General features: G+C 70.1%; 1 protein-coding gene. It reads right to left on the bottom strand.

The features are described from left to right. Positions 1-7 precede the first annotated feature (7 nt). Positions 8-812 (bottom strand): IS5 family transposase gene (locus M0638_RS28480; RefSeq protein ID WP_248670334.1). Its coding sequence is split into 2 segments (ribosomal slippage): positions 8-473 and positions 472-812, totalling 807 coding nucleotides; the frame shifts between segments, so codons are not numbered across the junction. Positions 813-849 lie beyond the last annotated feature (37 nt).

Raw genomic sequence — 849 nt, 5'->3', positions numbered from 1 at the left:
AGAGGAACTAACACAACCGCTTGCCTTGCCTGAAGGTGATGAGGCACATGGCGAGGAGGTTGAGGCCGAGGTGGATGTCATCACGGCGCTCGTAGCGGATGACGAGACGTCGGTAGCCGCCGAACCAGGCGTGGGTGCGCTCGACCTTCCAGCGATGCCGACCGAGGCGGTCGCGGGGCTCGATGCCGCGACGGGCGATCCGGGGCGTGATGCCGCGCTGGCGGCATTCGTCGCGGCATCGGCGGGCATCGTAACCCTTGTCACCGTGTACCTTGTCCGGCCTGCGGCGAGGCCGCCCACGCCGACCTCGGACGGGCGGCACGGCATCGAGCAGTGCGCCGAGTTCGGGGCCGTCGTTGCGGTTGACCGGGGTGAGTGTCAGGCCGAGCGGCGTGCCGTGGCCATCGACGACCAGGTGGCGCTTGATGCCGGCCTTGCCGCGATCCACCGGGCTCGGCCCCGTGCCGAGCCCCCCTTTTGGCCCGCACCGAGCAGGAATCCACCGCGGCGCGCGACCAGTCGATCAACCCCGCGCCGTGCATCCGCGCCAGCAGCACGGCGTGCACCCGGCGCCAGACCCCCGCCGCCTGCCAGTCGCGCAGCCGCCGCCAGCAGGTCATGCCCGAACCGCAGCCCATCTCCCGCGGCAGCATCTCCCACGGGATGCCGCTCTTGAGCACGAACAGGATGCCGGTCAGCGTCTCACGGTTGCCGATCGCCGGACGGCCACCCTTCGGCCCCGGTTGCGGCGGTGCCGGCAGCAGCGGATCGATCACCAGCCAGAGGTCGTCGGGAAGCAGTGCCTGGGCCATCACGCTACAACGACAACCGGGTTGTGTTAGTTCCTCT

Origin of the sequence: Roseomonas acroporae (genome assembly GCF_023223525.1) — a bacterium.
GTDB classification, from domain to species: domain Bacteria; phylum Pseudomonadota; class Alphaproteobacteria; order Acetobacterales; family Acetobacteraceae; genus Roseomonas_E; species Roseomonas_E acroporae.
Note: the sequence above shows the minus strand (reverse complement) of the source record. Positions and strands in the feature narration are given on the sequence as shown.